The following is a 24,952-nucleotide window of genomic DNA, read 5'->3' as shown; positions in this document are numbered from 1 at the left end:
GTCTACTCCTTCGAGGTGCGCAGCACGGTGATGGACTGGCCCCGGCCGTCGGACACGTAGAGACGCAGCCCGTCCGGGGAGATCGCCACCACGCGCGGGCTGTCACCGACCCCGACCGTCGACACGACCTTCCCGTCCTTCAGGTCGACGACCGACATGTTGTCGGTGCCCTCGTTGACGACGTACGCGTGCACGCCGTCCGTCGAGATCATCACAGCCTGCGGTTCCCGGCCCACCTTGATCTTGTGGAGTTGCCGCATGTCCGACGTGTCATAGATCTCCACGGTGTCCACGTCGTAGTTGGTCACGATCAGCTGCTTGCCGTCCGGGGTGACCGCCAGCGCGTGCGGCGACCTGCCGACCTTGATGTTGCGCTTGACCAGGCGATCCTCGGCCCCGATCACCGAGATCTGGCTCGACTCGTGGTTGGCCGTGTACGCCGTCCTCCCGTCCGGCGAGAACACCACCCAGTGCGGGTTCGGCGGCACCGTGATCCGCCCGTCCTCGGTCAGCGTCTCCGGGTCGTAGATCTCCACCCGTCCCGCATTGTGAATCGGCACCCAGATCCTCCCGGCCGCGTCCACCGCCGGCTCGAACGGCCGAGGACCGGTTCTGATCGTCTTCACCAGCTTCCGCGAGGCAGTGTCGATCACGGCGAGGCCGTTGCCGGTGAAGTCGTTCTCGAACAGCGACACGTACAGTCGCCCGCCGTCCTGCGACACCGCGAGGAACCTCGGCGTGTTCGGCACCCTCACTGCGCTCGCCGTCCCGGTCGCCGCGTTGACGAAGTGCACGTCCTTGGAATTCTGGTCAGCGACGTAGACGGTCTTGTTGTCCGGCGACACCGCGACACCCTCCGGCTCGCGGCCCAGCGGGAACGTGTCCACCACCGCGGGCTGCGGCACGCTCTCCACCGGCGCGGCCGTCGGCTCCACCGGCGACGGCCCGGTCCCCGCCGGATCCGGCGTCGCCTGCGAACCGGCCGCCGGAGGCGCAGCGTCCTGCTGATCCTGATCAGAGGTCAGCACCCGGAACCCGACATAGGACCCGGTCGCCAACATCAACACGACCAGGAGCACCGCAGCTACCCAGGCCCGCCGCCGGCGAGGCGGTGGCGCACCATTTCCGGGGTACGGGTCAGCCGACGGCGGAACCGGCTGCCCGGGCCCGCCGGGGCCGGCCGGTCCCGCAGGACCACCCGGCAGAGCGGGCGCCGACGGGAACCCCGGGTAGGCCGGGCTCACCTGAGCCGCGGCAGCCGCATAGGCCGGACCATTCTGAGAAGCGGGGTACTGAGGCGGCGCCGTCGCCTGGTGCGGTGGCACCGGGTAGGCGGGACTGACCGGATAGGCCGGCGCGGGATAACCCTGAGCCGGATAAGCCGGACTGACCGGATAAGCCGGACCCGCCTGGGTAGGCGGATATCCCTGGTTCGCTTGGGCAGGCGGATATGAATGCCCCTGAGGGGGATAGGACTGGTCGGGCCGGCCGTAACCGGGACCCGGATGACCCTGACCCGGATACCCCTGTCCCGGATGCGCCTGTCCCGGCTGCTCGGAGTGGCCCGCTTCGGCATAGGGCTGACCGGGCACCGGATAACCCTGACCCGGCGCCTGATAGGGCGGCCCGGAGTAGGGCTGAGCCGGGTATCCCTGCCCGGGCTGAGCCGGGTATCCCTGTCCAGGCGGAGGCGGATACCCCTGGCCCGGAGGCACGGGATACCCCGGAGCCATCGGAGATCCCGGATAGGCGGAGCCCGGCGGCATCGCCCCTTGCTGCGCTCCCGGATATGTCGGGTCGGTGCCATGCTGCTGTCCGGCCCAGGGCCCATCCGGCGGATTCTGCCCGTGCGGCGCGTAGGATCCGCCCGGCGGCGTCGGTCCAGGCTGCCCGTGATAGGCCCCGCTTGTCGGTGCCGGCCCAGGCTGCCCCGAGTAGGGTCCGCTCGTCGGTGTGGGGCCCGATTGTCCCGTGTAGGGTCCGCTCGGCGGAGTCGGTCCGGGTCGCCCGTGCGGCCCTGATTGCCCATGCGGCCCTGGCTGTCCGTGTGGCCCGGCCTGATGTGGGGCGTTCCACCCGTCGGCGGGCGCGGGCCATCCGGAAGCAGCGGGCGACATCGGCCACGCCCCGCTGGGCGTCTCGTTCCAGCTCGGACTCACACCCGACGTGGGTGCCCCGGCCCCCGCCGGAGGCCAGGACGAAGCCGGAGTCCCCGACGTCGGAGCGGCCCCAGGTCCCCAGTGCCGGGTCGGATTGTCCGCAGGCGGAGGCGGAACCGGCACCTGACTGTTCCAGGCGTCCACCATGTTCCCCACGCCCTCGGCCCGAACCGGAGTGGTCGACCAGGGATTGCTCCCCGGCGAAGTCCCCGGCCCCTCCGAAGCCGAACCCACAGAGCCGCCATCCACACCCCCGGCGACGGCATCCGTACGCCCGGAGCCACCGCCCGCGCCACCAGAGGTGGCGTCCGAACGCCCGAAGCCGTCACCCGCACCACCGGAGACGGCGTCCGCGCGACCTGAGACGTTGTCCACCCGAGTGGTGGCCGCCGAGTCCCACGGCGCAGCAGTCCCAGAATCGGTGCTGTCCGGTCCAGCGCTCCAGGGCACAGCTGTCGTGACGGCATCGCCGTCCGACGCCGTGCTCGCCGCTGCTGCCGTCGATCCCGTGCCCGCCGCCGCCGATGTCGCCGCCGTCGTTGGTGTCGTTGCCGTCGCCGATGTCGCCGTCGTCGCTTCGGTGGAGGTGGGAGTAGAGGTGGGATCGGTGTCGCCGGTTCTCGTTACCGGCCGGACCGCGTTCGGCCCGGCGGCGGCCACCATGAACGCCCCGACACTCCCACCCACCGGGGCATGCCGTTTCCCGCTCTCGCTGAACGTTGCGGAGTCACCAGGGTTGTCCCGATCCTCCCGCTCAGCCGGCCCACCACGCGAATCCGAACCAGAAGCCGAACTCGAAGTCGAACCCGATTCCGGTCCTTGACCCGGAGCCGACTCCACAGCGGGCACAGCCGTCACCGGCTTGTGCGGAGCCTGTTCGTGAGATGCCCACTCGTGAGGAGCGTGCTCGTGAGACGCCTGTTCGTGAGACGCCCGCTCCTGAGAAGCTCGCTCCTGAGACGCCTGCTCCTGAGACGCCGCCTCGTTGGCCGTGACCGGGCTGCTGTCCGGGATCGAGTCCTCAGTCTTCGAGGCTGTCGAGCTCGCTGCGGAATCGCCTGTGTGGGGAATCGGCTCCCCGACTTCTTGCTCCGACTCGTCGGGGATCCTCGAGGAAGAGGATGAGGAAGTGGTGGGCTCATCCGCCGTTACTGGGGAACCACTCGCCGCAGCAGGGCCGTCGGGGGGAACGGCTCCCGAGTCCGTATGCGTGACGTCCGTATGCGCGACGTCCGTAACCGGGGCCTTCGATTCCGCAACCGTCGGGGCCGCGACGTCCGAGACAGGAGGCTCCGGGGCCGTAGCCGCCGGAGTTGGAGCCGTAGCCGCCGGCGCCGCCGGGGTTGGAGCCGTAGCCGCTGGAGTTTCCGTAGCCGCGGGAGCCGCGATGTCCGCGGCCTTCGCCGGTTCGGGTTCCGGCGCCGGCTGATTAACGGAGGCGGCGTCCGACCAGCTGCTTCCGGGCCACGCCGAACCTGTCCAGCTTCCGCCGGGCCACCCGCCGCCAGGGCTGGGCCAACCACCTCCGGAACCGGGCCAAGCCGTCCCCGCCGGCCGGCTGTCCGAGGCCGTTCCTGCCGACTGTCGCTCCGGCGTCGTCCCGGCCGGTCGTTCCCCCGCGGCTGTCGTTGCCGGTCGTTCGCCAGCTGCGGCTGCGGCTGCGGCTGCGGCCGTCGTCGACGGCCGGTCGTCCACTGTTCCCTGTCGTTCCTCCCGCGCTGTCGTTGTCGGCTGTTCGCCTGCTGGACCCGTGGTTCCCGAAGCCGCCCCGACCGTCCCATCGGCGGGAGCCTTCGGGACAGCAACCGCCGACGGTGCTTCGGGGGGAAGGGCGTTCGCGGAGTCACCGTTCAGAGGCACAGCGCTGGTTTCCACAGCTGTCTCCAGGGAAGGCGTGACAGCCTCGGCACGGGCAGTCGTAGGTCCGGTCGTAGGAGGCTCGGCATCCTTCGTGACCGAGGGCGGAATCTGCTCGGGAACCGGCACAGGAACCACGGTGGGAACTGTCGCGGACGGAACCGGCGCGCTGGCCTTCACCCCGGCGCGCGGCAGGATCGGCGCTTCCTCATCGTGGCCGGGCCCGGTCGCCGCGGGGGTGCCCACTGCGCCACCGCCACCGCCACCGCCACCGCCACCGGTCACCGCGTCGACAGCTGGACGCGGCGGTGTGCCGGTGTCGGCGGGAGGGCTCTGCGGCGTACCCGGAGAGGTGCCTGACTGTCCGAAACCCGCACCGGGCCACCCACCGCCCACCGCACCGGGCTGGGGCCACCCCGCGGCAGGGACCGGCTGACCTGCCGGAACCCCCGCGGGCCTGCCACCAGAACCAGAACCGGAATCGGACCCGGCGGAAGACGGCACGGCAGGTCCGGGCGAAGAGACGGCGGGCCCGGAGGACGACGCTGCGGGGGCCGGTGACCGCAAAACGGGCACCGAAGATGCCGCACCGGATGCCGGGGTGGGTACGACCGGGACCGAAGGCGCCGACACCGCCTCACGCGCTCCCGGCCCAGCCGGTAGAGCCCGCGCCGTCCGCCCCGACGGACCGGCAGTAAGGGCGGCCCCCGTCTCGAAGTCCGCCGCGACCTCGCCGATCACCGCGACCCGGGCGTTCCCCGCCGGACCGTCCAGAATGATCTCGCCGTGCAACCTGCCGACCGTCGGGAACCAGGAGACCCGCAGCGTGTTGCCCTCGAGGCGGGCGCGCAGGCCCTCCGCCGTGCTGCTCACCGCCGACGCCGCGGCCAGGGGCGGGCCCTGGACCGGGATCTCCGCGGTCAGCTGGCGGGTGCCGGGGGCGACCCGGCCGAAGTCGAGGCTCGACTCTGTGACGCGCAGGGAGGTCCGCCGCAGTGCCGCCGCCGCGGCTGCCGCGACCCGGCCCTCGCCGCTGGTCAGCCCGCGGAGTGTCTCCCGTGCCTCGACCGCGCGGGACAGGTCGTCGCCGGCCGCGTCCGCCGCCAGTCCCGCGATGCGGGTCATCTGGTCGCTGCCCGGCCGGCGGATCCGTGACAGATAGGCCTGGCGGCCCGACCCGAACACCCACTGCCGCACGCTCGGGTCGCGTTCCCGCAAGTATTCGTAGAGTTCGCCGACACCGACGAACCCGTCCCGGTCGCGGTCGGCGGCGGCGCCGCGGACGCCGTCGGCGATCAGGCCGGCGAACGTCGGGGGTTCGGCGCGGGCCGTCGTGGCCATCACCACGCGGCTCTGCCACTCGGCGGACCGCGCCGCCCGGAAGTGGTGTCCCGCGTCGACCGGTCCGCCGGTCCGCCCGTCGAGCATCACCACGGCCTGCCCGGCCCGGCAGCGTTGCAGCAGCGAGGCGACCTGCGACACGTCGACCGCGGTCTCGGCCGGCCGGCCCATCACGGTGTCCGCCGCGGCGAGATGGAGCCCGCCGCCCGGCCCGGTGAGCATCACGCCCCGGAAGTAGAGGATCACGCAGTCGTCCTGCGCCCGGCCCTCGAAGAGGGACTTCACCTGCTCGAACGTCTCGGCGGTGCTGGGGTCGCGCAGGAACGTCACCTCGAACCCGCCGAGCCCCGAGTCACCGAGCACTTCGGAGAGTGCGGGCACGTCAGCCGACGGCACCGCGAATCTGCCCAGCACCGGATCGTCGTGGTGCTCGATCGTCACCACAACAGCCAGTCGTCGCCCGCTCATCGCATCACCCTTCATCCATGGTGCGTTGCCGGAGCGAGCCACGAAACCCTTTGATGATTACGAAACGCCAGGCCTCCACAACACAGAGTTGTTGATCTCCGTGTTCCCGGTCCGTTTCGGACAGCCCAAGAACACCGATCTACCTGCGATGATGTTACCCGCGCCCGGTGCGCACCCAGGAGCCCCGGCGCACCGACTGTCGGATGTCCGAATCAGCCGAGAATTTCACCGGATCCAGTGGAAGGTGCGTGCCCACCCTTCCGAAATGCCGGAAACCCGTCTGTCGCCGCCGGCTTCCGCTCCTCCCGATCTTCCTTGGGGGTACGCGACAGCCCCTCCCCGGCAACCACACCTCCCCGGAGAGCGGTTGCGGCCTGACTGCCGCTCGATGCCGTTGCGCCGGCGCCGGGCTCACGGTGGGTGGTCACCGGTACGGCGTTCGCCCCTCGGGGGACGCGCGCGGGGCCGGGGCCGGCTGGGCGCACAAGTGGCTCGCCTGCCGTTCACTGGCAGGCGAGCCTGATGGTCGTCGACCGGGCACGGAAACGTCAGCGGCCGCGCTGGGGGCGCGGTGACGATCCGGCTGTCGGATGCCGCAGCGCCCCAGCGGTGCGTGGGGAACCGGGGCATGCCCGTGCTCCGCACGCCGGCTGCGGCTCGGCGGCGTTGTGCAGCACGCCGACTGGCGCTCGGCGGCGTTGTGGTGCGGGCCTACTGGTACTCGGCGGCGTCGTGGTGCGGCCGACGGGTACTCGGCGGTGGAGTCGAAGGGGTCGGTGAACGGGGACGACGTGACCTACGAAGGCTGGTCACCGGGTGTTCGGTGACATGGCGGGGGACGCCGGATGCTGAGCAGCGGCGCTGGGCAGCGTGCCACCTCGCACCGGCAGCATGCTGGACGACGCCGGCTGGTGTCCGGCGGCGTTGACGGGATGGACGGCGGGCAGCGAGCTCAGACCGATCGTGATCACGCCGATGAGTGCGGTGTGCGGGACGCGTACGTGCGTCCGCACCGCACCGGCGGAAACCTGGCCGGGCGGAACTCGGGTACGGCGGTGCCGTCGACGGGAACGGTCAGACGGTGACGTCCACGGCGTTCCCGGTGTTGCTGCGGGCGATCCGGAGCCGCAGGGCCTCGATGTCCTGGGACGACTCGATCCGAGCCACCGCGTTCTCGGCCGCGGTGACGGCCGCCCGGTCGGCGGTGATGACCGAGTGACCGGCCTGGACCGGCGTGAGGTCGGCGGCCAGCTTGAGGCGGGCGGTCTGCAGGCGCGTCCAGGCGGCGTGGCTGTTCCAGTTCGCGGCGGGTGCGGCGGTGGCGCTGACGGACATCGGGACTCCTTGTTTGTCTAGGCCGGGCAGGACGATCCCTCTGATCGGCAGCTCCGCTCCCGGGTTGCAACTCTCGAACCCAACATCATCCGAAAATCTCTTTTAGCTGGCCGTTCGGTTACTCTGAGCGGCTGAAAGGTTGATTTCTCGTGATTCTGGCCCGCAGCCCGCCTTCGAGGTCTATGCGCGTTCCGTGGTCAGTGTGCGAAGCCCCTCCGCGTGGTGACATCAGCCGCGCCAGGCGCCCGAAGTCGTCACGCTCGTTTGGGTGTGGTGATTTCGGGCGTGTTGGGCGCCTGAAGTCGTCACGCTCGTTTGGGTGTGGTGATTTCGGGCGCGCTGAGCGCCTGAAGTCGTCACACGGGCGCTGCCGACCCGGCCTGAGGGCTCTGCGGCGGACCGGTGACAGACGAAAGGACCGGCCCGGCGGATAGCCGGACCGGTCCTGGAAGAGCGGGCACGAGGCGTGTCAGCTGACGACGCCCGGGTGCCGGACCGCGAAGGGTCAGCCGGCGACGGCCGCCAGCGCGCGGGCCTTCTCGGGCCAGGTGGCGAGGCTCGCGGAGCCACGCATGCCGGCCGCGGTGACCGCCTGCTTGAGGTCGTTCACGTCGGATTCGGCCAGCTTGTCGTAGGTGGTGATCCCCGCGGCGGCCAGCGCGATCGCGATCTTCGGGCCGATGCCGGGGATCTTGGTCAGGTCGTCGGGCTGCTCGACGCCGGGGGAGTCGATCGGCACGATGACGGACGGGTCGTCCACGGCGGGAACCGGCGCGGCGGCGGCATCCGACTCGAGCGCGGGCTCACCGGCCTGGGCCGGAATGACCGACGTCGGCTCGTCGACGGCCTCGACCGCGGCGGTCTCGGCGGGCGCGGAGGCCTGCGCGGGGATGACCGTGGCCGGCTCGTCGACGGCGGAGGCAACGGGCTCGGTGACAACGGGCTCGGAGAGGACAGGCTCGGAAGCAACGGGCTCAGCGGCAACGGGCTCGGAGGCAACCGGCTCGGAGACGACGGGCTCAGCGGCGGCCGACGAGGCGGACGCGGACTCGACGATCACGGGCTCGGACGGCTGCACCGGGATGATCACGGCGGTGGGCTCGTCGCCGTTGTCCTCCGACGCGGTGGCCGGAACGTCCGCGATCTCAGCGTCGGCCTTGACCGGGGCCTCGTCCACGGCCGGGGCGTCCAGCGCAACCGGAGCGTCCGGCACGGCCGCGGTGGCCGGAGCGGCGGACTCGGTGGCCTGCGCCGGCACGATCAGCGAGGTCTCCTCGGCGGACGCGGCCGGGTCGAGCGGCTCGGCGGCCGGGGCCTTCTCCGGGATGATGACCGCGGTCGGCTCGTCCTCGTTCTCGTAGTACGCGGACTCGACGAGCGGCGCGGACGCCACCACCGGCTCGGCCTCGGCCACCGGCTCGTCGATCCCCGAGACGCTGCCCGCGGCGGTGCCGGAGGAGGAGGAGGAGGAGGAGGAGGAGGAGGAGGAGGAGGCCGGGTCGAGCGGGATCACCGCGGTGGACTCGCTGGCCGGAGTGTCCGTAACCGCCTCCGGCGTCGCGACGACGGGCGACGTGAAGACCGAGGTCGCCTCCGCGTCGTCATCCGAGGAGGAGGCGGAAGGCGCGGCAGGCGAAGACGCGACGGAGGAATCGGCGGCCGGAGATGCGGCGGCCGGAGAAGCAGCCGACGTGGCCGCCACCGCGGCGATGACCGCGGCCGGCTCCGGCGTCGGCGCGTCGGCGGATTCCGTGGCGGCGGGGGTGGTGGACGACTTGGGCTTGAAGGCGGCGGCCGGCGCGGACTTCGCGTTGAGCTGGCGTCCCCACACCAGCCAACCCGCGATCGCGCCGATGACCAGCCCGGCGACAAAGGAGAGGAATGATGCCATATGGGGCCTCCGGACAGGAGAGGAGGATGCTTTGCGGTAGCGGGCAGCTTCGCACATCACCGTACGCAGCGAGAACGAGGGTGCCGTTCGTCCGCCATACGGTGCCACCTGCACCCGGACCGGGGCGCCAGATCATTTCCGGCAGGTTACGCCCGGTCGGTCGTTGCAGGGCGTGACGGGTATCAGGGCCTGGAGAGTACGAAACGGTTCGCCGCGTACGTGATCGCCCAGAGGATGCCACCGATGAGCAGGAGGATTCCCGCGACGCGGTAGTCCGCGCCGTCCCGCCCGCTCCACGGGCTCGCCAGGAATGCGCAGCTGACCGCCCCGATGACCGGAATGACCGTCGGGGTGCGGAAGTGCCGGTGCGACACCGGGTCGCGGCGCAGGACCAGGACCGCGACGTTCACCACAGTGAAGACGACGAGCAGCAGCAGCGCCGTGGTCCCACCGAGCGCGGTCAGGTCGGCGTACCCGATCAGTCCGAAGGCCACGACGGTGGTGAAGAGGATCCCGACCCATGGCGTACGCCGCCCGGCGTGGACCCGGCCGAAGGCCGCGGGGAGCACGCCTTCGCGGGCCATCCCGTAGAGCAGCCGGGACGCCATCATCATGTTGATCAGCGCGCTGTTGGCCACCGCGAACATGGTGATGAACGCGAACACCGAGAGCGGGAAGCCCGGCGCCCCGGCGGACACCACCTTGAGCAGCGGGGTCTCGCCCTCGCCCAGGGCGGCGGGCGGCACCAGCGCGACCGCCGAGATCGCCACCAGGATGTAGATCAGTCCGGTGATGCAGAGCCCGGTCAGCATCACCTTGGGGAAGATCCGGACCGGGTCGCGGGTCTCCTCGGCCATGTTCACCGAGTCCTCGAAGCCGACCATGGCGAAGAACGCGAGGGCTGTCCCGGCGGTGACCGACAGGACGACGTTCCCGTCCGGGGAGGAGAACGACGTGAGCCGGGACAGGTCGCCGTCTCCGCCGCCGATGGCCCACGCGCCGATGACGATGACGATCAGCAGCCCGGTCAGTTCGACCGTGGTGAGTACCACGTTCGCTTTGACGCTCTCGCCCACGCCCCGGAAGTTGATCACCGCGACCAGGGCCATGAAGCCGATCGCCACGCCGGTGGAGGGGCCGAACACGGCGGCGAAGTTGCCGGCGAACGCCTTGGCCGCGCTGGACGCCGACGTCAGCCCGGAGCACATCACCGCGTACGTGATCATGAAGGTCAGGAAGTGCAGGCCGAACGCCTTGTGCGTGTAGAGCGCCGCGCCCGCGGCCTGTGGATACTTCGTCACCAGTTCGAGGTAGCTGCACGCGGTCAGCAGCGCCACCACGAACGCCAGCAGGAACGGCAGCCAGACCGCGCCGCCGACCTCGGTGGCGACCTTGCCGGTGAGCGCGTAGACACCGGTGCCGAGGATGTCGCCGACCACGAAGAGCAGCAGCAGCCACGGTCCGATCACCCGGTTGAGCGTCGTATCCACCATGACCTATGGACTCTACGGCCACGGGTGGCCATCCGCCCGGTGACGGACGGATGACCACCCGGACGGATCAGTAGGAGGTCACGAAGACCGGCTGGCCCACCTTGGTGGTGTCCGCGGCCGCGCCGACACCGTTCACCACGTGGTCGATGACGCCCGCACTCAGGTTGACGGTCATGATGTGGTGCAGCTCGACGCCCGGTGTGGACGGCACCTCGAACCCGTTCGCGGTGTGGATCGACGGGTTGTTCTGGTTGAACACGTAGACGCCCGCGCCGTACAGCCTGTGCTGCCTCACGCGGTTGCCGACCTTGTATCCGGCGTATCCGAGTGTCGACCCGTTCATCCAGTCCGCCTGCGTCGGCGGGTCGTACGGGAGCTCGTTCTGGTACAGCACGGTCGTGCCGCGTTCGCCGTTCCAGACCGTGTTGTACTTCTGGAAGTGCTCGACGAACAGCCCGGTCGCGGTCACGTCGTCGCCGTTGATCACCGCGCCGTACCGTCCGGTGTTGGTCCGCCAGCGGTCGGTGTCACCGTTGACGCCCTGGGTGAAGCCCTCCACGCCGTGGTCGCCGCGCCACACCCAGGTGTGGTCGATCAGCACGTCGTCGCTGTTCACCTCGAGCGCGATGTTCGTCTTGCCGATGTGCGGCCCGCCGACCCGGAAGTAGACGTCGCTCAGCGTGGTCGGGTTCGACGGCGAGGTGACGCCCTTGCCGCGGCCGACGCGCAGCAGCACCGGTGATTCCTCGGTGCCGGCATCGATGGTCACGCCGGCCACGATCACGCCGGGCACGTCCGCGAGGTCCAGCGGCGTCGCGCCGTTGACGGCGGTCAGCGTGGCGTGCCCGATGCCGAGCACGACGGTGTTCGGCCGGGTCACCTGGATGCTGCGGGCGATGTCGTACACGCCCGGCGTGAGCAGCAGGTGCTTGCCGAGCGCGAGCGCCAGGTTGATCTTCGCCACCGAGTCGCCGGGCTTAGCGACGTAAAAATCCGACAAAGGCAGCACTTTTCCAGACTTGGCGTTCCAGGACGTCCCGCTCGTGTTCCGTGCCGCAGCCGGCACCCGCACCTGATACTTCCCGCGAGAGTCGACGAACAGGAACGGCTTCTCCCGACTCACCGGCGTCTTCGCGAGTGTCGTGTAGGGCGGATCCGGGAAGGCGGAGTCGTCAGGAGCCCCGTCGACACCCGAGAACACCTGGTTCCACACCGCGTTCGACCACGACGCCACCGAACTGTTCCGGGTCAGCCACTGCTGCTGCGACCCGTTCGTCGTCGCCGGCAGCTTCGAGTCCGCGATGAACCCGCCGCTTGCGTACTGCGGTCCGGCCGTGCAGTAGTCCATCAGCGACAGCGTGCCGCCGGTGAACTCCACCCGGCGCAGCGACACCGCCTGCGATACCGCCCAGAAGTTCGCCGTCTGCCGGCAGCCGTCCTGGCCCGCACCGTTGATGTTGACGGTCAGGTTCGACACCGTGCGCCAGAAGTTGACCAGCGCGATGCAGTTCGGGTTGGCCGGATCCGAGCTCAGGCAGCGGTTGTAGGCCTCCACCTTGCCGTTGATCACCACGTCGCCCGGGTTCGCGCCCAGGCCGCTGATCTCCGTGTAGTAGCCGACCTTGACCTGCAACGGCTGCTCGGCCGTGCCGTAGGTGCCCGGTTTGAACAGGAACGCGAACCGGCTCGTGCCCATCTCGTTGTCGACCTGCGCCGCGTAGGTGGCGTCCAGTTTCGCCTGGATGCTGCTCACCGGCATGCTCGGGTCGAAGACGGTCACGTTCGTGCCGAGATCGGGGGCTTTCACGGCCGCCGGCGAGGCGGTGGCCGGGCTGGGTGCCGCGGTGACGGCGAGGACCATCGACAGAAACACCGCGGGGGTACGCCGTAACGACCGCGACCGTGGCTCGCGGCGGGAGAGTCTCGTCATGCGGAGGGTGTCCTTCCGTAACAAGATCGCAATGATCCCCGTCACGGAACCAATCGGCGAAGCTCCATGTCAAGGGTGGCGATCCGGCATACCCCACGCTTCCGGGACGAGTCACCCGGGTTCCGGAACCGGATGCCCGTTCAGCTGCCCGAAACCGCTTCCGGTACCGCTTCCGCGAACACCACCACGTTGTCCCGGTAACTGCCGCGACCCCGGTCCAGCGTTCCGCCGCACGTGACGAGACGCAACGCCGCGTAACTCACCGGCCCGTAGACCGCCGCCGTCGGGAAGTCGTCCTTCGGGTACGCGAGGACCCGTCGCACCGCGAAGCGGGCCACGGAACGGTCGGCACGGCGTACCAGGATGATGTCGCCCGGGGTGAGCTCCCGGAGCCGGAAGAAGACCGCGGCGCCCTCACGTGCCGTGTCCACATGCCCGGCGATCACCGAGGCGCCCGGCTCACCCGGCGTGGGCGAATGTTCGTACCAGCCGGCCGGAGCGTCCGCCCGCAGCGGCGGAACCTGCAGCGTGCCGTCCCCGCGCAGCCCCAGTTTCATGACCGCGGTGTCCACGCCGATCGCCGGGACACTCAACCGCACCGGCACCGACCGCGGCATCGCGCCGGCACGGTTGTCCGGTGGCGACGCCTCACCGCGGTCGTCCGGTGGCGACGCCTCACCGCGGTCGGCCGGTGGTGACGCGGAGGCGGTGGCGACGGGCGCGGCCACCGGCGGTGGGAGTGCCGGCTCCGCGCGTACCCCCATCGCGGTCAGGGTCGAACCCAGCACCGCGAACAACACCGCCGCGGCGGCCGCCCGCCGGTCACGCACCACGGGCAGTGCGAACCGTGACCGGCGGGGGGCCGGGGCGTGCGGCCGGTGGGCGGCGTCAGCGGCGGACCGCACGCCATCCCGCGCCCATCGCGGCGACCAGGAAGAACAGGCCACCGGCCAGCAGGGCCACCCGGGTGCCGGAGGCCGTGCTGCCGCCGCCGGCGTCCACCCCGCCCGAGGGTGTCGGCCCCGCTGAGCCCGGCCCGGAGTCGCTGGGCACCGGTGACGACGGCGCCGGCGGCGACGAGGCCGGGGGCGTCGGCGAGTCGGGTGGGTAGGTCGGGGACGGGGGCGGCGACGGGGGCGAGGAGGGCGGGTAGGAGAGCGAGGGGTCGACGCTCGCCGACGGGTGACCACCGGGCGGGGCGGAGGTCGGGGTCACCGGGTAGGAGGGCTCGGTCACCGTGCCGCCACCGTCCCGCGTGCAGAAGGCGAGCAGCAGGAAGAGCAGGATCAATGCGACCAGCAGGGCGACGCCGAGCGCGATCTGCCGCGTGCGCCGCCCACGGCCGCCGGACGCCGGGTAACTGTCGTCGGCCATCGTCGTGCCTCTCCGGGAGGGGGACCGTCACGTTAGCGACCCCGTGGGAGGATCGCAGCCTTCTATCCGTGATCGGTCACTCCGGGCGATTCAGGCGACCAGGTAGGCGATCACCGCCAGGGCGACGACGCCGAGCGTGGCCAGCAGGATCGGGCTGAGCCGCCAACGTCGTGGGCTCGGCGCCTCCCCGGCGGAGGGCGTGCCGGAAGGGGAGACGGCCGGTCGCGGCAGAGCCGGGGCGGCGTCCACCGGCGGCATCCGGTACATCGGCGGGACCTCCGCCGTGGGCATGGCCTCCGCGGGGTCCCCGGCGTTCTCCGGGCCGGCGGGCCGCAGGAACGGCCCTGCCGGCGGGCTCACCGGCGGCACGCTGCCCGGCATGATCTGCTGGCGGGCCGCGAAGATCTCCGCCTGCTCGGGGTCGGTCGGCGCCACCGTGTGCGGTCCCGGCGCGGCCCGCCCGCGCGGCGCCATCGGCGGGAAGAACCCGGTGACCGGTGGAATCGGTGTGCCGCCCGGCTGCACGTGCTCGGTCCAGCGGTGCCCGTCCCACCAGCGCTGCGCGGGCAGGCCGTGCGGGTCGGCGTACCAGCCGGCGGGCTGCGCGGGGCTCGTCATGCGGGGCGGTCCTCCTGCGGGCTCGTCATGCGGGGCGATGCGGTGCTGCCGCCGTCCCGATCGGCGGCGCACCCGGCCGCTTGAGCCCTCACTCCGTCCCGCCCGCTGATTTTCCGCGGTGTCACGGGGTGCTGTGGTGGGCCCTCGGGGCGGCCCACCACAGCGAGGGGTTGCCCCGTCTCAGGACTGGACGATCCGCAGGTCGTCCACCGCGGCCTCGACCAGCGACGCCGTCCCCAGGTCGGCCGCCTCCACGGTCAGCCGGATCGTCTGCCCGGCGTACGCCGACAGGTTCGCCGTGCCGGTCGTCCACGCCGCCGCCTTGTTCGCCGCCGCGGCCGTCTGCGACAGCACGATCGTGCTGCCCGAGCCGGTCACCACGCTCACCCGCAGGTAGTCGGCGCTCGTCGCGTTGTTCAGGTACGCCAGGTACCAGCTCAGGTTCAGCGTCAACGTCCCCGTCGACGGCAGGGTGATCGCCGGGGAGGTGAGGCCGGTGGTGCCACCGTCCAGGTCGTTCGCGCCCGCGCTCGCCCCGGCCGTCGCCCCGGTGACCAGGGCGTAGCTGCCGCCGGCCGCCGCGTCCAGCTGGGTGGCCACGCCGGAGCTGGTGGTCGCCTCCGGGTTGCCGCGTTCGAGCAGACCGGCCGTCGCGGTGTCGGCCGTGCCGCGCGTCCAGGTGGTCGCCGTCTCGAAGCCGTCGGACCAGACGGTGGTCCCGGTCGGCGGTTCGCCCGCGCTGTCCGCCAAGGTCCAGACGGCGTACGCGATGGCGTCCGTGTTGCGGTCCAGCGCGGTGTCGCTGATGTTCGTGCTGGTGTCGCAGGCCGCGTGGTAGCACGGGTCGAAGCGGGTGGCCGTGCCGCCCCAGAGCGTCACCTGCGCGGCGGTCTTGGTGCCCTCCGCCCCGGTGAAGGTGCCGCCGGCCGGGATGCCGGCCGCGATGAACGGCCCGTAATCGCTGCGCCCGTCGAAGTCGGTGCCGCGGGTCGGCACCCCGATGGACGTGAAGTAGTCGGCGAGCACCTGTTCGATCTCCGCGGATCCGGCCGGTCCCGGTCCCGACCCGGTGTTGTCCGAGTTGTCCCCGTCGTAGAGGAAGTAGCCGGGGTTGGGGGAGCCGATCATGTCGAAGTTCAGGTACCCGGTGATCGCCGCCTTCTGCGCGGTGCTCAGCGAGTTCACGTACGCGGTCGAGCCCCGCAACCCGAGTTCCTCGGCGCCCCACCAGCCGAACCGCAGATGCCGGCCGGGCTGGAAGTTCGAGCGGGACACCTGCAGCGCCACCTCGAGGATGCCGGCCGAGCCGGAGCCGTTGTCGTTGATGCCGGGGCCCGCGGTGACGCTGTCCAGGTGCCCGCCGATCATCAGCGTGTCGGACGTGTCGCCGCCCGGCCAGTCGGCGATCAGGTTGTACCCGGTCGCGCCGTTGTAGGTGAACGACTGCTGTGTGGTGGTGAATCCGGCCGCGTCCAGCAGGCCTTTCACGTAGGTGACCGAGGCCAGGTACCCGGCCCGGCCGTGCGCCCGGTTGCCGCCGTTGGCGGTGGCGATGCTCTGTAGCTGGGTCAGGTGCGCCTTGACGTTGGCGACCGGGATGTCCGGGGCGGCCGCCGCGTACGCCGGGGTGGCCGCGGACAGGCCGCCGGCGATCAGCGCCGCGACGCCGAGGAGGGGGAATGCTCGCACGGGTGTCCTCCGTGGATGCCTAGGGAACGGAAGGTCGCCCGAGCATCGCAGAGGAACCAGGTCAGCAGGGCATATCAATCGACACCTATCGCATCGACCGTTCCGCAACCCGATGATCCGGCAAATGAATCACCGCCGCGACCGGGCGCCCGTCCAGCGACGAATGTTTACTGTGCGAGAGATCGATCGACCACAGTGAACGGAAGGCAGAGGATGCGAAGAGTCCTTGCGGCCACCATCGCCGCAACTGTCGGCCTGCTCCTCGGCGCCGGCGTGATCCCGGCGACGGCACAGGCGCACGGGGTCACGACAGGAGCCACCAAGGGCGGTTACACGCCACCACCCATCGACTGGGGAGTCTGCACCCGGGCCAGTCTGGTCGCCCGCGGCGCGCAGTGCGGCTTCCTGGTCGTCCCGCTGGACTACGCCAAGCCGAAGGGCGCCACGATCAAGGTCGCGGTGTCCCGGATCAAGCACAAGTCCGCCGACGCCGACTACCAGGGCGTCATGCTCGTCAACCCGGGTGGTCCCGGCGGTTCCGGTCTCGGTCTCGCCATCCTGGGCGAGTTCGTCCCGGACGGAGCGGGGGAGTACTACGACTGGATCGGGTTCGACCCGCGCGGTGTCGGGTCCAGCGTCCCGGCGCTGAGCTGCGACCCGGGCTACGCCGGCTACAACCGGCCCTACTACGTGCCGGTCACCAAGGCGCTGGAGAAGACCTGGCTGGCGAAGGCCGCCGGATACGCGAAGGCCTGTGACGCCGCCGGCGGTGCCCTGCTCGACCACGTGAAGACGACCGACACGGTCGCCGACATGGAGAGCCTGCGCAAGGCGCTCGGCCAGTCGAAGATCAACTACTACGGTTTCTCGTACGGCACCTACCTGGGCCAGGTCTACGCGACGCTGCACCCGGACAAGGTCCGCCGGCTGGTCTTCGACGGTGTCGTCGACCCCCGCCGGGTGTGGTACGACGCCAACCTCGACCAGGACGTCCAGTTCGACAAGAACATGGACGTGTACTGGGCGTGGGTCGCCCGCAACGACGCCGTGTACCACCTGGGCACCAGCGCCAGGACGGTGGAGAAGAAGTACTACGCCACCCTCGAGGCGCTGCGGAAGACCCCGGCGGCCGGCAAGATCGGCCCGTCCGAGTTCAACGACATCTTCCTGTCCGCCGGCTACTACGTCTACGGCTGGGAGTCGATCGCCGAGGCGTTCGCCGCCTGGGTCAACGACAAGGACGCCTCCGGTCTGCTCGGCCTGTACGGCGAGCCGGGCGGTGCCGGCGCGGACAACGGCTACGCGATGTACCTGGCGACCGAATGCACCGACGTGCAATGGCCGACCCGGTGGTCGACGTGGCAGCGGGACAACTGGGCGATCCACGCCAAGTACCCGTTCATGGCCTGGAACAACGCCTGGTTCAACGCGCCCTGCCTCACCTGGGGCGCCAAGGCCGGCAAGCCGGTCGAGATCAACGGCAGGAAGGCGCCCGCGTCGCTGCTGATCGCCGAGACGTACGACGCCGCGACGCCGTACTCCGGGGCGATCGAGGTACGCAAGCGCTTCCCGAAGTCGGTGCTGATCGAGGGCGTCGGGGGCACCACGCACTCCGGCTCGCTCAACGGCATCGCCTGCACTGACGACCTGATCGCCGCCTACCTGGCCACCGGCGCCCTGCCGGACCGGGTCCGCGGCAACCGCTCTGACGTGCAGTGTGAGCCCAACCCGCAGCCGGATCCGTCGGCGGCGGCCACCCTGCGGTCCGCTCCGGACTCCGCCCGCGCCGAGATCCGCGAGGCGATCGGCGCTCGCTGAGTCCCCCGGTGTGTTGATTTCGGGCGCGCTGCGCGCCCAAACTCACCACACCGGCTTGGGTGTGTTGATTTCAGGCGTGCTGCGCGCCCGAAGTCACCACGCCGGTTTGGGTGTGTTGAGTTTGGGCGTGTTGGGCGCCCGAAGTCACCACGCCGGTTTGGGTGTGTTGAGTTTGGGTGTGTTGGGCGCCCGAAGTCACCACGCCGGTTTGGGTGTGTTGAGTTTGGGCGTGCTGAGCGCCCGAACTCAACACGCGAGCGGTGTCAGGCGCCCTTCTTGGCCAGCTGGATCTGCTGGTAGACCTTGGTCCGCAACTCGGCGAACCGCGGATCCGCCCGGGTGGTCAGCTGGTCCCGCTCGGCCGGCAGGTCGATCGTCAGCTCGTCCTGGACCACGGTCGGCGACGACGACAGCATCACCACCCGCTGTCCCAGATAGACCGACTCGTCGATGTCGTGCGTGACGAACAGGATGGTCACGTCCAGCCGCTTCCACAGCGAGCGGACCAGGTCCTCCAGGTCGGCCCGGGTCTGCGCGTCGACCGCCGCGAACGGTTCGTCCATCAGCAGCGTCCGCGGCTCGTAGGCGACGGCCCGCGCGATCGCCACCCGCTGCTGCATGCCGCCGGAGAGCTGCCACGGGTACGCGTCCGCGTTGCCGGTCAGGCCGACCGCGTCCAGGGACTGTTCGACCAGTTCGGCGCGCCGCGGCTTCGGCACCTTCTTCTGCTTCAGCGGCAGCTCGACGTTGGCCTTCACGGTCATCCAGGGGAACAGGCTCCGCCCGTACTCCTGGAAGACGACCGCCATGCCCGGCGGCGGGCCGTCCACCGCCTTGCCGTCCACCTCGACCTCGCCGCCGCTCGGGTCGAGCAGGCCCGCGACGCAGCGCAGCAGCGTGGTCTTGCCGCAGCCGGACGGGCCGACCAGGCAGACCAGCTCGCCGCGGTCCACCGTGAACGTCAGGTCGCGCAGCGCCTCCACCTCCCGGCCGCCGGCCTGGTAGACCTTCCGTAGGCCCTTCACCTCGAGCATCGCCGACCCCCTAACGTGTGCGCTGCGCGGCGCGCAGGCCCTCGTACCACCGCAGGGCCCGCCGTTCGGCGAGCCGGAAGAGCAGCGACAGACCGAAACCGAGCAGTCCGAGCAGGATGATCCCGCTCCACATCTCGGGGATCGCGAAGCTGCGCTGGAACTGGACGATGGTGAAGCCGAGGCCGTTGCTGGCCGCGAACATCTCACTGATCACCATCAGGATGATCGCGATGGACAGCGCCTGGCGCAGTCCGGCCGCGATCTGCGGGCTCGCCGACGGCAGGATCACGCGGGTGATCCGGGCCGGGCCGGTGACGCCGTACGCGCGGGCGGTCTCCAGCTGCACGCTGTCCACCGCGCGCACACCCTCGACCGTGTTGAGCAGGATCGGCCAGACGCAGCCGAAGACGATCACGATCACCTTCATCGCGTCACCGATGCCGGCGAACAGCATGATCACCGGTACGAGAACCGGCGGCGGAACGGCCCGGAAGAACTCCAGTACCGGCTCGACGGTGGCGCGCAGCCGGCGGTCCAGGCCGATCGCGACGCCGAGGGTCACGCCGACCACGGCGGCGAGCAGGTAGCCGGCGGCCAGGCGGAGCAGGCTGGGCAGCACGTCGGCGCGGATCGCGGGCCAGGTCCAGGTGTCGCCGAATGCGGTCAGAATGGTGCCGAGCGGGGGAGCGTAGAAGCTTTCGCTACCGGAACTGAGCACGAACCACAGGCCGAACAGGATCAGCGGCAGCCCCACCGCATATCCGATTTTTCGCATGAAAGACACTAGATCTCACCTCGCACCGACTGGTGCCACGCCAGGAAACGCCGCTCGGAGAACCGCGCCGCCACGTTGATCACGACGCCGAGCAGGCCGGTGACCACGATCAGCGCGTACATCGCCGGCACCGCCTCGGAGGCCTGCGCCACCGCGATCTCCTTGCCGAGACCGGGCGAGCCGATCACCAGCTCGGCCGTGATCGCCAGCACCAGCGCCACCGAGGCCGCCAGGCGTACCCCGGTGAAGACGTAGGGCAGCGCCGTCGGCCACAGCACGTAACGGACCCGGGCCCACGGCGAGAACCGGAAACTGCGGGCCGTCTCGAACGCCACCGGGTCGACGTCCGCCACCCCGTAGAGCACCTGCACCAGCACCTGCCAGAACGCGGCGTAGCAGACCAGCATCAGGGTCGAGCCGAGCCCGGTGCCGTAGAGCAGCACCGCCAGCGGGATCAGCGCGACCGACGGGATCGGCCGCAGGAACTCCACCGTCGAGGCGGTCAGCGCCCGCAACGCCGGCACCGAGCCGATCACCAGCCCGGCCAGGACGCCGGCGCCGGCCGCGACGGCCAGCCCCAGCGCCCACGCCACCAGGGTGTCGCCGAGCGCCGCCCAGAAGGCCGGTGACCCGGCCTCCCGGGCGAGCGCCGCCAGGATCCGGCTGGCCGGCGGCAGGAACCGCTCGTCGACCAGCCCGGTCCGGGGCGCCAGCTCGATCACCAGGAGCAGCCCGGCCAGGCCCGCCGCACCCAGAAGAACAGGCCGGAACCGGGTCACGGCAGCAGTTCCGCCAGATCCGGGCTGCCGGTGAAGATGCCGTCGGTGTTGCCGAGTTCGGCCAGCTTCTGGACCGACGCCTCGTTGATCTCCACCGGCCACTTCGGCAGGATCAGCGACGCCCGCAACTTCTCGTCGATCTTCGTGTACGACCCGAGCACCTCCCGCACCTCGTCGGGGTGCGCGTCGGCGTACGTCAGCGACTCGTTGATCGCCTCGGTGAAGCGCTTGACCAGGTCCGCGTCCTCCTGGACCAGCTTCGTCGAGGCGAAGTACGCCGCCACGGTCAGGTTCGGCGCCGCGTCCACGAACGTCGACGCGACCACCCGGCCACCGGCCGCCTTGATCGTGGAGAGCTGCGGCTCGACCACCCACGCGGCGTCGATCTGGCCCTCGGCGAGCGCGGCCGGCATGTTCGGGAACGGCATCTCGACGAACGCGATGTCCTTCGGGTCGCCGCCCTTCTTGCGGACCGACTCGCGGACCACGGTGTCGCCGATGTTCTTCAGCGTGTTCACCGAGATCTTCTTGCCGGCCAGGTCGGCCGCGGTCTTGATCGGGCTGTCCGCCTTGACCACCACACCACCGAAGTCGGCACCGTCCTGGCCGGTCGACGCGACACCCGCGGCCACCGCCTTGATCGGCACGTTCTTGGTCTGGGCGATCATCAGCGAGGTCAGGTTGCTGAAGCCGAACTGGAACTGGCCGCTCACCACGCCGGGCACGATCGCCGCGCCGCCCTGGCCGCTCTCGAGCGTCAGCTCGATGTTGCGGGACTTGAAGAAGCCCTGCTTCTGACCGAGATAGATCGGGGCCACGTCGATGATCGGGATGACGCCGACCTTGACGGCGTCCACGCCGTCCGTGCCGGACGCGTCGTCGGACGATCCGCATGCCGCAAGGGACCCGGCGAGCACCATCGCCGTCATCCCCGCGAGGAAGCGCCGCATGTCTACTCCTTCGAAATGTGTGCGCACAACGAACATGAGTTCTCATCGAGAACGCTAAGATGTGCCCCGTGTCACGTCAACGATTGGCTTCGATCACTTGATGTCGCGGGAACCGTACTACGTGCAGTCGCTGGAACGGGGACTGGCCGTCATCCGGGCGTTCGACGCGACACACCGCGAGCTCACCCTCAGTGACGTCGCCCGGTCCTGCGGGCTGACCAGGGCGGCCGCCCGGCGGTTCCTGCTGACCCTCACCGACCTCGGATACGTCCGCACCGACGGCCGGCTGTTCTCGCTCACCCCGCGGGTGCTCGAACTCGGCTACGCCTTCCTGTCCGGGCTGACCCTTCCCGAAGTCGCCGAACCCCACCTGGAACACCTGGTCGCCGAGGTGCACGAATCCTCGTCGGTGTCGGTGCTCGACGGCGACGACATCGTCTACGTCGCCCGGGTGCCGACCAGCCGCATCATGACCGTCACGATCAACGTCGGCACCCGCTTCCCGGCGTACGCCACCTCGATGGGCCGGGTGCTGCTCGCCGCCCTGCCGGAGACCGGGCTCACCGCGTACCTCCGAAGAGCGCACCTGCGGCAGCTGACGGACCGCACGCTCTGTTCCCCCGCCGCGCTGCGCGCGGAGATCGCCCGAATTCGCATCCAGGGGTACGCCGTGGTCGATCAGGAACTCGAAGAGGGCCTGCGCGCGGTCGCCGTGCCGATCCGCGACCGCACCGGCGCGACGGTCGGCGCCGTCAACATCTCCGTGCACGCGGCCCGGACCACCCTCGACGACGTCCGCGACCGTCTGCTGCCCCCGCTGCGGGCCGCCGCCGCCGCGATCGAGGCGGACCTGATGATCGGCGTGTGACCCGGCGCTCAACTTCTCAGGCTCCCCGCCGAAGGGTGTGAGCGTGACGACCTTGGGCGCCCGCACCTGGTGGTGGGCGTGGCTCGCGGGCGGGACCGCAGCGGCGGTCCTCTACCCCGTGCTGCCCTGGGGCTGGTGGAAACTCGGCCTGTCACCGCTGTCCGGGCTGCTCGCGTGCGCCGTGGTCGTCGCCGGGATCCGCCGGCACCGGCCGGCCGCGCTCGGCTCCTGGAGCGTCTTCCTCGCCGGCCTGATCCTCTGGGTCCTCGGCGACGCGGTCTTCGCCTACCAGCAACTCGTCATGCACAGCCAGGCCTACCCGTCCCCGGCCGACTACCTCTACCTGAGCGCCTACCCGCCGCTGGTGGTGGGCCTGTTCGGGCTGACCCGCCAGCGCGGCCCGGTCTGGTCCGGCAACCTGATCGACTCGGCGATCGTGGCGATCGGCATCGGCATCGTGTACTGGACGTTCGTGATCGAGCCGGTGCTCACCGACACCGGTCTGCCGCTGCCGGCCCGGATCGTCAGCGTCGGCTACCCGACCGCCAGCGTGCTGGTCTGCGGGGTGGTCACGCCGATCCTGCTGCGCCGCGGCCCCCGGACGGTGAGCCTGTGGCTGCTGACGGCCGGCGCCACCCTGACGCTGGTCTGCAACGTCGTCTACACACTGTTCCCGCAGGTGCTGGCGGACAGTCAGGAACTGGTCTGGGCGGGGTTCCTGCTCGCGTACATCCTCTGGGCGGCCGCCGCCGCACACCCCACGATGAAGGTGCCGCCCCCCGACATCGACGGTCTCGGCCGGTCCCGCCTGATCGTCCTGACCGCCTCGATGCTGATGGTCCCGGCCACCCTGCTGATCCAGGAACGCACCGGCGGCCGGTTCAGCTGGGGCGCCGTCGCATTCGGGTCGATGGCCCTGTTCGTGCTGATCGTCAGCCGGATGTCCGGATACATCGCCCGCGTCGACCACCAGGCCGGGCAGCTGCGCGAACTCGCCATGCACGACGACCTGACCGGCCTGCCCAACCGTCGCGAGTTCGACCTGCGGGTCGCCGGAGCCGTCGCCGCCGGACCCTGCCACGTCATCGTCATCGACCTGGCCGGCTTCAAACACATCAACGACCGCCTCGGCCGGGCCGTCGGCGACCAGGCACTGGCCGCGGTCGCCGCCCTGCTGCGCGACCGGGTCCGCGGCGACGACCTGGTGGCCCGCCTCGGCGCCGACGAATTCGCCGTCCTGGTCCGCTCGGCCCCGCGCCGGAACGGCGAAACAGTCGCCGAACGGCTCCTCGACCTGCTGCGCCACCCGGTCCAGGCCGGCGAACACGAACTGCTGCTCAACGCCCGCCTCGGCGTGGCCGTCAGCCACGGCGACATCCCCGCCGGCGAACTGGTCCGCCGCGCCGACACCGCCCGCTACGCCGCCAAAGCCGCCGGCCTGCCCGTCCTCGACTACACCGCCGACCTCGACGAACGCGCCGAAGCCGCCGAACGCCTCGCCGCCGACCTGCGGCACAGCCTCGACGACGGCGACTTCCACGTCGTCTACCAGCCGATCGTCGCCCTGTGCGACGGCAGCACGGTAGCGGTGGAGGCCCTGGTCCGCTGGCAGCACCCGGTCCGCGGTTTCGTCAGCCCCGCCGCCTTCATCCCGGTAGCGGAGGACAACGGCCTGATCGTGGAACTCGGCGAATGGGTGATGCGCACCTCCTGCCGCCAGTTCGCCACCTGGCACCGCGACCTCGGCGCCGCCGCACCCGGCTACGTCAGCGTCAACGTCTCGGCCCGCCAGCTCAGCGAACCCGGCTTCCCCGACGTGGTGGCCGGAATCCTCACCGAGACCGGCCTGCCGCCCGCCGCCCTGCTGGTCGAGGTCACCGAGACGGCCCTGTTCACCGGCGGCACCGCCGTCGAAGCCGTCGAGGCCCTGCACCGCAGCGGCGTCCGGATAGCCCTCGACGACTTCGGCACCGGCCACTCCTCGCTGGGCCTGCTCCGCACCGTCCCGGTGGACGTCATCAAGGTCGACAAGTCCTTCGTCGACGAGATCATCGAACCGGGCAAGAAACCGGTGATCGTCGACGCCCTCATCCACGTCACCACGGGCCTGGGCCTGCGAGCGGTGGCCGAGGGCGTCGAGACTGCCGAGCAGGCGGACTACCTGCGGGAACTGGGCTACCACCTGGGCCAGGGCTATTTCTTCAGCAAGCCGGTCCCGCAGCCCGACTTCCTCACCCGCCACATGACCTCCGCCGCAAGCTGATCACCTTCCTCCCTCTTTTTTCGTGTACGAGCCACACCTCCCTCAGCAGCTACGCGTCCCCGAGCCCCCAGCATTCCGAGCGTTCCTCCCGTGGAGGTCCCGCTCTCCCGCCCGGTAGTCCTCGCCCGGCAGCCGCTGCTCGTCGGCGAGCGCCGTCCGCGGGTGAGCCGACCACCGCCTGTTGCGAACTGCCGTTCGCCGGCGAGCCGCCCCGGAACGTGTCAAGATTTTTGAGGCGGGTTGATCACGGATTCTTTGAGTGAATCTGCTGGTCAGCCTGGTTCTCTGCGGGCGGGTTGATCCATGCCGC

18 protein-coding genes are annotated in these 24,952 nt (G+C 70.7%); 4 read left to right on the top strand and 14 right to left on the bottom strand.

Annotated features, from left to right (window positions below; all coding sequences use genetic code 11):
* Window positions 1-2 precede the first annotated feature (2 nt).
* Window positions 3-1,079, bottom strand: a complete 1,077-nt coding sequence (locus WH85_RS51115; RefSeq protein WP_052721129.1) for a YncE family protein — start codon at window positions 1,077-1,079, stop codon at window positions 3-5.
* Window positions 1,080-4,842: 3,763 nt separating this feature from the next.
* Between WH85_RS51115 and WH85_RS51890 the strand changes: the two genes are divergently transcribed.
* Complete coding sequence (locus WH85_RS51890; RefSeq protein WP_169792546.1) at window positions 4,843-5,178, top strand: hypothetical protein; 336 nt, start codon at window positions 4,843-4,845, stop codon at window positions 5,176-5,178.
* A gap of 1,456 nt (window positions 5,179-6,634) precedes the next feature.
* Here the strand turns inward: WH85_RS51890 and WH85_RS39060 are convergent.
* The 9 genes from WH85_RS39060 to WH85_RS39015 all read right to left on the bottom strand — a co-directional run bounded on the left by WH85_RS39060 (window position 6,635) and on the right by WH85_RS39015 (window position 16,155).
* Window positions 6,635-6,838 carry a hypothetical protein gene (locus WH85_RS39060; protein ID WP_045747189.1) on the bottom strand — a complete coding sequence of 68 codons (204 nt, stop codon included), beginning with the start codon at window positions 6,836-6,838 and terminating at the stop codon, window positions 6,635-6,637.
* A gap of 61 nt (window positions 6,839-6,899) precedes the next feature.
* A complete protein-coding gene (locus WH85_RS39055) occupies window positions 6,900-7,160 on the bottom strand; it encodes a hypothetical protein (RefSeq protein WP_045747188.1) in 261 nt (86 codons plus the stop codon).
* A 505-nt stretch (window positions 7,161-7,665) separates the two neighbouring features.
* Entirely contained in the window at window positions 7,666-9,051 is a 1,386-nt protein-coding gene (locus WH85_RS39050) for a helix-hairpin-helix domain-containing protein (protein ID WP_157411488.1), read from the bottom strand.
* 182 nt (window positions 9,052-9,233) lie between these two features.
* Window positions 9,234-10,544, bottom strand: coding sequence for an APC family permease (locus WH85_RS39040; RefSeq protein ID WP_045747186.1), 1,311 nt, complete (start codon window positions 10,542-10,544; stop codon window positions 9,234-9,236).
* 67 nt (window positions 10,545-10,611) lie between these two features.
* On the bottom strand, window positions 10,612-12,474 hold the full coding sequence (locus WH85_RS39035; protein ID WP_045747185.1) for a glycosyl hydrolase family 28-related protein: 1,863 nt from the start codon (window positions 12,472-12,474) through the stop codon (window positions 10,612-10,614).
* 140 nt (window positions 12,475-12,614) lie between these two features.
* Window positions 12,615-13,379: a class F sortase gene (locus WH85_RS39030; RefSeq protein WP_245674284.1), complete on the bottom strand. Its 765-nt coding sequence runs from the start codon at window positions 13,377-13,379 to the stop codon at window positions 12,615-12,617.
* Window positions 13,363-13,848 carry a hypothetical protein gene (locus tag WH85_RS39025; RefSeq protein WP_045747184.1) on the bottom strand — a complete coding sequence of 162 codons (486 nt, stop codon included), beginning with the start codon at window positions 13,846-13,848 and terminating at the stop codon, window positions 13,363-13,365. The genes WH85_RS39030 and WH85_RS39025 overlap by 17 nt, the downstream gene beginning before the upstream one ends.
* 90 nt (window positions 13,849-13,938) lie before the next feature.
* Window positions 13,939-14,466, bottom strand: a complete 528-nt coding sequence (locus WH85_RS52515) for a DUF2510 domain-containing protein (RefSeq protein ID WP_045747183.1) — start codon at window positions 14,464-14,466, stop codon at window positions 13,939-13,941.
* A 180-nt stretch (window positions 14,467-14,646) separates the two neighbouring features.
* On the bottom strand, window positions 14,647-16,155 hold the full coding sequence (locus WH85_RS39015; RefSeq protein WP_052721125.1) for a M28 family peptidase: 1,509 nt from the start codon (window positions 16,153-16,155) through the stop codon (window positions 14,647-14,649).
* Between the two features lie 213 nt (window positions 16,156-16,368).
* On the opposite strand from WH85_RS39015, the gene WH85_RS39010 reads away from it, so the two are divergent.
* The gene (locus WH85_RS39010) at window positions 16,369-17,973 is read left to right on the top strand and encodes an alpha/beta hydrolase (RefSeq protein ID WP_045747182.1); all 1,605 of its coding nucleotides are present in this window, start codon (window positions 16,369-16,371) and stop codon (window positions 17,971-17,973) included.
* Window positions 17,974-18,236: 263 nt separating this feature from the next.
* Here the strand turns inward: WH85_RS39010 and WH85_RS39005 are convergent, their stop codons facing one another.
* The 4 genes from WH85_RS39005 to WH85_RS38990 are packed head-to-tail and all read right to left on the bottom strand — an operon-like array spanning window position 18,237 to window position 21,511.
* On the bottom strand, window positions 18,237-19,007 hold the full coding sequence (locus WH85_RS39005) for an ABC transporter ATP-binding protein (protein ID WP_045747181.1): 771 nt from the start codon (window positions 19,005-19,007) through the stop codon (window positions 18,237-18,239).
* Window positions 19,008-19,017: 10 nt separating this feature from the next.
* Complete coding sequence (locus WH85_RS39000; protein WP_045747201.1) at window positions 19,018-19,782, bottom strand: ABC transporter permease; 765 nt, start codon at window positions 19,780-19,782, stop codon at window positions 19,018-19,020.
* Between the two features lie 8 nt (window positions 19,783-19,790).
* Entirely contained in the window at window positions 19,791-20,561 is a 771-nt protein-coding gene (locus WH85_RS38995; RefSeq protein ID WP_045747180.1) for an ABC transporter permease, read from the bottom strand.
* On the bottom strand, window positions 20,558-21,511 hold the full coding sequence (locus WH85_RS38990) for an ABC transporter substrate-binding protein (protein ID WP_045747179.1): 954 nt from the start codon (window positions 21,509-21,511) through the stop codon (window positions 20,558-20,560). The genes WH85_RS38995 and WH85_RS38990 overlap by 4 nt, the downstream gene beginning before the upstream one ends.
* A 100-nt stretch (window positions 21,512-21,611) precedes the next feature.
* Between WH85_RS38990 and WH85_RS38985 the strand changes: the two genes are divergently transcribed.
* On the top strand, window positions 21,612-22,379 hold the full coding sequence (locus tag WH85_RS38985; protein ID WP_045747178.1) for an IclR family transcriptional regulator domain-containing protein: 768 nt from the start codon (window positions 21,612-21,614) through the stop codon (window positions 22,377-22,379).
* Window positions 22,380-22,422: 43 nt separating this feature from the next.
* A complete protein-coding gene (locus WH85_RS38980; RefSeq protein WP_245674283.1) occupies window positions 22,423-24,642 on the top strand; it encodes a putative bifunctional diguanylate cyclase/phosphodiesterase in 2,220 nt (739 codons plus the stop codon).
* Window positions 24,643-24,952: the final 310 nt, after the last annotated feature.

The organism is Actinoplanes rectilineatus (assembly GCF_000962825.1).
Classification (GTDB): domain Bacteria; phylum Actinomycetota; class Actinomycetes; order Mycobacteriales; family Micromonosporaceae; genus Actinoplanes; species Actinoplanes rectilineatus.
The sequence above is the reverse complement of the archived record's forward strand: the minus strand, read 5'-3'. Positions and strand labels throughout refer to the sequence as shown.

Excerpts from the sequence above, each read along its gene's own strand:
- WH85_RS39055 (WP_045747188.1), bottom strand. The coding sequence starts at position 7,160 with ATGTCCGTCAGCGCCACCGCCGCACCCGCCGCGAACTGGAACAGCCAC.
- WH85_RS39050 (WP_157411488.1), bottom strand. The coding sequence starts at position 9,051 with ATGGCATCATTCCTCTCCTTTGTCGCCGGGCTGGTCATCGGCGCGATC.
- WH85_RS39040 (WP_045747186.1), bottom strand. The coding sequence starts at position 10,544 with ATGGTGGATACGACGCTCAACCGGGTGATCGGACCGTGGCTGCTGCTG.
- WH85_RS39035 (WP_045747185.1), bottom strand. The coding sequence starts at position 12,474 with ATGACGAGACTCTCCCGCCGCGAGCCACGGTCGCGGTCGTTACGGCGT.
- WH85_RS39025 (WP_045747184.1), bottom strand. The coding sequence starts at position 13,848 with ATGGCCGACGACAGTTACCCGGCGTCCGGCGGCCGTGGGCGGCGCACG.
- WH85_RS52515 (WP_045747183.1), bottom strand. The coding sequence starts at position 14,466 with ATGACGAGCCCCGCGCAGCCCGCCGGCTGGTACGCCGACCCGCACGGC.
- WH85_RS39010 (WP_045747182.1), top strand. The coding sequence starts at position 16,369 with ATGCGAAGAGTCCTTGCGGCCACCATCGCCGCAACTGTCGGCCTGCTC.
- WH85_RS39005 (WP_045747181.1), bottom strand. The coding sequence starts at position 19,007 with ATGCTCGAGGTGAAGGGCCTACGGAAGGTCTACCAGGCCGGCGGCCGG.
- WH85_RS39000 (WP_045747201.1), bottom strand. The coding sequence starts at position 19,782 with ATGCGAAAAATCGGATATGCGGTGGGGCTGCCGCTGATCCTGTTCGGC.
- WH85_RS38990 (WP_045747179.1), bottom strand. The coding sequence starts at position 21,511 with ATGCGGCGCTTCCTCGCGGGGATGACGGCGATGGTGCTCGCCGGGTCC.
- WH85_RS38985 (WP_045747178.1), top strand. The coding sequence starts at position 21,612 with ATGTCGCGGGAACCGTACTACGTGCAGTCGCTGGAACGGGGACTGGCC.